The 6,328-nt window shown below is 72.8% G+C and carries 4 protein-coding genes, 1 pseudogene and 1 riboswitch; of the genes and pseudogenes, 3 read left to right on the forward strand and 2 right to left on the reverse strand.

Going from position 1 to position 6,328, the window contains the following annotated elements; translation table 11 throughout:
* Positions 1–54: 54 nt before the first annotated feature.
* Entirely contained in the window at positions 55–2,379 is a 2,325-nt protein-coding gene (metE, locus tag HG542_RS25580) for a 5-methyltetrahydropteroyltriglutamate--homocysteine S-methyltransferase (RefSeq protein WP_171085367.1), read from the reverse strand.
* 149 nt (positions 2,380–2,528) lie between these two features.
* A riboswitch (cobalamin riboswitch) is annotated at positions 2,529–2,746 on the reverse strand.
* A 133-nt stretch (positions 2,747–2,879) separates the two neighbouring features.
* On the opposite strand from metE, the gene HG542_RS25585 reads away from it, so the two are divergent.
* Positions 2,880–3,476 carry a dihydrofolate reductase family protein gene (locus tag HG542_RS25585; RefSeq protein ID WP_171085370.1) on the forward strand — a complete coding sequence of 199 codons (597 nt, stop codon included), beginning with the start codon at positions 2,880–2,882 and terminating at the stop codon, positions 3,474–3,476.
* A gap of 7 nt (positions 3,477–3,483) precedes the next feature.
* On the opposite strand, the gene HG542_RS25590 is transcribed toward HG542_RS25585, so the two are convergent.
* On the reverse strand, positions 3,484–5,007 hold the full coding sequence (locus HG542_RS25590) for a helix-turn-helix domain-containing protein (RefSeq protein WP_171085372.1): 1,524 nt from the start codon (positions 5,005–5,007) through the stop codon (positions 3,484–3,486).
* A gap of 105 nt (positions 5,008–5,112) precedes the next feature.
* Here HG542_RS25590 and HG542_RS25595 point away from each other — a divergent pair, with 105 nt between their 5' ends.
* Positions 5,113–5,670 (forward strand): GNAT family N-acetyltransferase, encoded by a 558-nt coding sequence (locus HG542_RS25595; protein WP_171085374.1) that lies wholly within the window; start codon positions 5,113–5,115, stop codon positions 5,668–5,670.
* 72 nt (positions 5,671–5,742) lie between these two features.
* Positions 5,743–6,328: pseudogene (locus HG542_RS25600) on the forward strand (lipase); the annotation flags it as partial.

Genomic DNA, 6,328 nt, shown 5'->3' on the forward strand with positions numbered 1-6,328 from the left:
GGTTCGGCCGTCGGCCCGGGTCGGCACCGCAGTGCAGGCCCGGGCCCTGCCGGCTCAGGAGGCCGTGCCGTCCAGCTCCTTCCGTACCTCATGTGCCGCCGCCACCAGACTCTCCAGAGAGGCGCGCACCTCGCTCCAGTCACGGGTCTTCAGGCCGCAGTCGGGGTTGACCCACAGGCGCTCGCCAGGGATCGCGGCCAGTCCCTTACGCAGCAGGTCCGCCGCCTCGGCGGTGCCGGGGACGCGGGGCGAGTGGATGTCGTAGACGCCCGGGCCGACTTCGCGCGGGTACCCGGCCGCGGCCAGCTCGCCGGCGACCTGCATGTGGGAGCGGGCGGCCTCCAGACTGATGACGTCGGCGTCGAGGTCGTCGATGGCCGTGAGGATGTCGCCGAACTCGGCGTAGCACATGTGGGTGTGGATCTGGGTGTCCGGCCGGGTACCGCTGGTGGCGAGGCGGAAGGCCTCGGTGGCCCAGTCCAGGTACGCCGCGCGGTCGGCGGCGCGCAGCGGGAGCGTCTCGCGCAGGGCCGGCTCGTCGACCTGGATCACCGAAGTGCCCGCCGTTTCCAGGTCGTTGACCTCGTCGCGCAGGGCGAGGGCGACCTGCCGGGCGGTCTCGGCGAGCGGCTGGTCGTCGCGGACGAAGGACCAGGCGAGCATGGTGACGGGCCCGGTGAGCATGCCCTTGACCGGCCGGTCGGTGAGGGACTGGGCGTAGCGGGTCCACCGGACGGTCATCGGCTCGGGGCGGGAGATGTCGCCGGCGAGGATCGGCGGGCGGACGTAGCGGGTGCCGTAGGACTGGACCCAGCCGTGCCGGGTGGCCAGATAGCCGGTGAGCTGTTCGGCGAAGTACTGGACCATGTCGTTGCGTTCGGGCTCGCCGTGGACGAGCACGTCGATGCCGGCCTTCTCCTGGAAGGCGACGACCTCGCGGATCTCGGCCTCGATGCGCTCCTCGTAGGCCGCCGTGCCGAGGCGTCCGGCGCGCAGGCCGGAGCGGGCGGTGCGCAGCTCGGCGGTCTGCGGGAAGGAGCCGATGGTGGTGGTCGGCAGCAACGGCAGCCGGAGCCGGTCGCGTTGGGCCGCGGCGCGCAGCTCGTAGGGCTGTGAGCGGTGCGTGTCGGCCTCGGTGACGGCGGCGCTGCGGGCGCGGACCGCCGGGTCGCGGGTGATGGCGGAGGCCGCCCGGGAGGCCAGGTCGGCGCGGTTGGCGGCGAGTTCGGCGGCGACGGCGTCGGTGCCGCGCTCCAGCGCGCGGGCCAGCGTGACGATCTCGCCCGTCTTCTGGCGGGCGAAGGCGAGCCAGCGGACGATCTGCGGGTCGATGTCCCGCTCGGCCGTGACGTCGAGCGGGACATGCAGCAGGGAGCAGGAGGCCGCGACGTCGACGCGGTCGGCGAGGCCGAGGAGGGTGCCGAGGGTGGCCAGCGACTTCTCCAGGTCGTCGATCCACACGTTGCGGCCGTCGACCACGCCGGCGACCAGGCGCTTGCCGGGCAGGCCGCCGACGGCGGCGAGGTCGTCGAGGTTGGCGGCGGCGGACCGGGTGAAGTCGAGGGCGAGGCCTTCGACCGGGGCCTTGGCCAGGACCGGCAGGGCCTCGCCGAGACGGTCGAAGTAGGAGGCGACCAGCAGCTTCGGCCGGTCGGCCAGGACGCCCAGTTCGCGGTAGGCGCGGGCGGCGGCGTTCAGCTCGGCCGGGGTGCGGTCCTGGACCAGGGCGGGCTCGTCGAGCTGCACCCACGTGGCGCCGGCGGCCCTGAGGTCCGCCAGCACTTCGGCGTAGACGGGCAGCAGCCGGTCGAGGAGCGTGAGCGGTTCGAAACCCGGCGCGACGCCGGGCGCGGGCTTGGCCAGCAGCAGGTAGGTGACGGGGCCGACCAGGACGGGGCGCGCGTCCAGTCCGAGGGCGAGGGCTTCCTTCAACTCGGCGACCTGCTTGGCGGAGTCGGCGGCGAAGACGGTGCCGGGTCCCAATTCCGGGACGAGATAGTGGTAGTTGGTGTCGAACCACTTGGTCATCTCCAGCGGCGCCACGTCCTGGGTGCCGCGGGCCATGGCGAAGTAGCCGTCCAGGGCGTCGGCTTCGACGGCCGCACGGTGCCGGGCGGGGATCGCACCGACCATGACGCTGGTGTCCAGGACGTGGTCGTAGTACGAGAAGTCGCCGGTCGGCACCTCGTGCAGGCCGGCCTCGGCGAGCTGCTGCCAGGTGGTGCGGCGCAGCCCGGCAGTGGTCTCCCGGAGGGCGTCGGCGGTGACAAGGCCCTGCCAGTAGCCCTCGATCGCCTTCTTCAGTGCGCGGTTGCGGCCTTGGCGGGGGTAGCCGTACACGGTGGCCCGTGCTGCCGCGGCTGCGGACTTGCTGGTCACGGAACTCTCCTTCGCGAGCGTCTTCCTGGATCCCGTTACACGGCGAGAACGCGAAGGGGGACGGACGGGCCGCACCACGACAGTGGGGTGCCCGTCCGATATGTTCGCCGACCCGCCCTCGAGGTCACCGGGATCTCCGCGCGCGAACGGTCGCGCGCGGGCAACGGGCAGGTCTTCGGACTCGCGGGCACGTCTGCCGGGGGCAGACACCTAATGGCCGTCGCTTCCCAGGCCGTTGTAGGGCCCAGTGCGTATGACGGCGGTCGTTCCCGCTCACCGCTGCGGGGCAGTCCCGGATTCCCACCGGGTTCCCTCTTGCGACGCGCCTGCCTGGCGAGCAGGGCGAACCAGCTGCACGCGCCAGCCTAGAGCGGAGATCCGGTTCTTGAACAGTGGGGCACGGTTTCCCGGCTTTGTCAGTGGTCGGTGCGACGATCGTCCCGGCGGCGCGAACACGTGCCGCCCGGCCCCGGACCCCCGGATACGAGGAGTGAAGTCCCGTGCGCATCGTGGTCAGTGAGTTCGTGAGCCTGGACGGCGTCGTACAGGCACCCGGCGGAGCGGAGGAGGACACCGACGGCGGCTTCGCCCACGGTGGCTGGTCGCACCCGTTCTTCGACCCGGAGGTGATGGGTGGCGCCATCGACGACGCCATGGCCAGGACCGAGGCGCTGCTGTTCGGGCGCCGCACGTGGCAGACGATGGCCGCGGCGTGGCCGGAGCGGGCCGGCGACCCCTTCGCCGACCGGATGAACGAGATCCCGAAGTACGTGGTGACCGGCACCCTGGGCGACGAGGAGCTGACGTGGAACAACACCACGCGCATCCCCGGCGGCCAGGCCCTCGCCCGCATCCGCGAGCTGCGCGCCGCCGACGGCGGCGACCTGCAGGTCATGGGCAGCCCCACGCTTGTCCGCACCCTCCTGGGCGAGGGCCTGGTCGACGAACTGCGGCTCATCATCACGCCGGTGCTCCTCGGCGGCGGGAAGCGGATCTTCGCCGACGACGGTGTGCTGCGCACCCTGGAGCTGGTCTCCTCGGTCACCGCCGGTACGGGCGCGCAGGTCTGCGTCTACCGGCCGGTGCCCAAGGGATAGACCGCCTCTATCTGCGCGCGTAGTCCGACAGCGGCTCCCACTTCTTCTGGTCGGCCCTCCAGGTGTACTGCGGCCGGTCCTTGACGGCCGTCGTGCGGAACGGCTGCCCGTGGTCGTCGATCTTCAGGGTTCCGGACCGGCCGCCGCTGCTCCACTCCAGCTCCAGGTACCAGGTCACATCGTGGCCGGTCGTGCGGGCGACGATGTCCAGTGGCTGGGGGTCCGTCGAGGAGACCTTGTACGGGAAGTCGGTGGCGGGGATCTTGATGTCGCCCTGTAGCCCCGCCGTGGCGCGGGGGGCGGGCCGGTCGCGGTCGAGGTCGATGTCGAAGAAGGCCGGGGTGAGACCGCCGCCGCAGCCGTCGCCCATCGAATACCCCGACCAGGCCAGCGGCGCCGTGCTCTTGACGACGCGTACGTGCAGGGCCCGCAGCACGACGGCCTGGCCGTTCCTGCCCTGCACGTCGACGGTGATGTGCATGCGTCCGCCGGTCACGGCCCGCAGCCCGGTGACCCAGGCACGCGCATCCCCGTCGTACGGCGGTTCGGGCACCTCGGCGGGCGTCCGTCCGGAGACGTACATGGTGTCGCAGCGGTCGGCGAGGGCGTAGGGCTGGACGTCCGCGGTCAGCGGCTCACCGGTGTCGCTCCCGCTCCCGCCGCTCTGGTCCTTGTCGCCGGAGATGCCCTGCTCTGGCGTATCGCTGTTGCCGTCGGTCTTCTTCCCGCCGCCCTCCGCCTTGCCGGTCCCTCCGGCCGGTGGGAGGCCGTCCGGTGGTGTGGCGTCACCCCGGTCCGGCCCGGTGCTGCCCGGGGCTCCGGACGATGCGAGGGGTGCGCCGGAGACATTCGACCGGGCGCGGTGCGCGTGCGTGTCGTCGTGGTACGTGCTCGTCGGCGCGGTGGCCGCCCAGGCCACGAGCGCCGTGGGCACGGCTATGCCGACGGCTGCTGCTGCGACGACGACACCCAGGCGCACGCGGCGCGAACGGCGGCCGGCGGCCGCGGGGGCCGGTTCGCCGGACAAGGGCCGGGGCAGGGGCCGGGGCGCGGCCCCGGACTCCGGCTCGGACCCGGACTCCGGCTCGGACCGGGGCTGCGGCTCGGACCGGGGCTGCGGCTCGGACCGGGGCTGCGGCTCGGGCGCCGACTCGGCCGCCGGCTCCGTCCCGGCCGAAACCGGCATCGGCTCCGCCATCGGCTCCACCGGCTCTGCCACCGCCGGCTCCGGCGTCTTCGCCCCCGCTTCGCCCTGCCCCTTCGAGCGCCGCGCGTCGTCCGCCAGGATCCAGCGGCGGTGCAGCTCCACCAGCTCCTGCGGGGTGGCCCGGCAGAGCCGGGCGAAGCGCTCGACGGGAGCGTACTCGGCGGGCACGGCACCGCCGTTGCAGTAGCGGTGAACGGTCGACGTGCTCATGTGCAGGCGTTTCGCCAGGGCCCCGTAGCTGAGCCCCGAACGGTCCTTCAGCGCGCGCAGCTGCTCGGCGAATTGCTCGATCCCCCCGGCCATGCCGGCATCCCCCTGCTCCATGGCCGCGTACCGGACCGCGGCGTTCCTCGGCTCAGGCTATATGAGGCGATACTAGGTCCCTCCGTACTGTGTACGGCGGTTCGGTCCGGCAGTGGAAAGGTGAGCATGTACACGATATCCCTGGGTGACGACGGCGCGGAGCTGGGCCCGCTGGAGCCGTGGCAGGCCGCGGAGTTCCTGGATCACATCGACCGGGGACGGGAGTTCATCGGGCAGTTCGTCGAACTGCCCGATCTCGTCACGGACATGGAGTCGAGCCGGGCGTACCTCCGGAAGTACGCGGACAGGACCGCGGCCGACGCCGGGCGCCTGTACGGCATCCGGACGGACGGCAAGCTGGTCGGTGCGGTCCTCTTCCGGAGGTTCGACACCGTGCAGGGCGTCGCCGAGGCGGGCTGCTGGCTGGAGCCGTCGGCAGCGGGCAGGGGGCTGGTGACCCGGGCCGCGCGGGTGATCATCGACTGGGCCGTCGAGGAGCGGGGCATCCACCGCGTGGAGTGGTGGGCCGCCTCGGAGAACGCGGCCAGCATCGCCGTGGCCCGGCGGCTCGGCATGACGAGGGACGGCGTGCTGCGGGAGAACTTCCTCTACCGGGGCAAGCGGCACGACCTGGAGATCTGGTCGGTGCTCGCCCCGGAGTGGCGAGCTGCGAAAGGAGCCTGAGCGCTCCCGCGGATAGGGTGGCGGTGCCCGTTGTCCCCCGCACGATGACCCCACCCCATCAAGGACGCCGACGTGCCCGACTGGATCACCGTCCCCGTCGACCCCCGACTCCTGCGCGGTGCCCTGGACGTGGAGCGGACCGCGCACGGCATCGTGCCGCACCGGCTGCCCGCCTGGGTCCGGAAGCAGTTCCCGGACCCGTACTTGTGCAGGGCGGAGGCCCAGGCGTCCGGCGTACGGCTGGTCTTCCGCACCCGGGCCACGGCAGTCGATCTGGACGTGCTGCCCACGAAGACGGTGTTCAAGGGCGTGCCGCCCTCTCCGGAAGGCCTGTACGACCTGTGCGTCGACGGCCGTCCGGCGGGCGCGACCAGTGTGTCCGGCGGCAACGTCCTCACCGTCGACCTGGTCACGCAGTCCGAGCACCTCCACCCCGGCCCGCCCGTCACCGTCCGCTTCGCCGGGCTGGCGCCGGAGGAGAAGGACATCGCGATCTGGCTGCCGCCGACGGAGGCGGTCGAGCTGATCGCGCTGCGCACCGATGCCCCGGTCGAGGCGGTGCCGGACCGCGGCCGCCGGGTGTGGCTGCACCACGGCAGTTCGATCAGCCAGGGCACCACGGCGGGGAGTCCGACGACGACCTGGCCGGCGCTGGCCG

Source organism: Streptomyces morookaense (genome assembly GCF_013030945.1).
Taxonomy (GTDB): domain Bacteria; phylum Actinomycetota; class Actinomycetes; order Streptomycetales; family Streptomycetaceae; genus Streptomyces; species Streptomyces morookaensis.